Source organism: Winogradskyella poriferorum, assembly GCF_050618035.1.
Lineage (GTDB): Bacteria > Bacteroidota > Bacteroidia > Flavobacteriales > Flavobacteriaceae > Winogradskyella > Winogradskyella poriferorum_A.
Genome location: NZ_JBODPY010000073.1, coordinates 1 through 246, shown reverse-complemented (window position 1 = coordinate 246; position 246 = coordinate 1). Strand labels below are relative to the sequence as shown.

1 protein-coding gene is annotated in these 246 nt (G+C 34.6%); it reads left to right on the top strand.

What is annotated here, in order from left to right; translation table 11 throughout:
* Window positions 1-246 (top strand): aminoacyl--tRNA ligase-related protein (locus tag ACRHOC_RS14975; protein ID WP_431159423.1); only part of this gene is annotated, 246 nt, incomplete at both ends.

Below are 246 nucleotides of genomic sequence, written 5' to 3'. Positions count from 1 at the left end.
ACCAATTCGATAAAGTTGAAATTCTTAGAGTGGAACATCCAGATAAGTCTTATGAGGCTTTAGATGGCATGGTAGAACACGTAAAAGGTATTTTGAAAGAATTAAAATTACCTTACAGAATATTACGCTTATGTGGTGGAGATTTGGGCTTTACTTCTGCTCTTACTTATGATTTTGAAGTCTTCTCTACAGCACAAGACCGTTGGTTAGAAATTTCTTCAGTTTCAAATTTTGAAACCTTCCAAG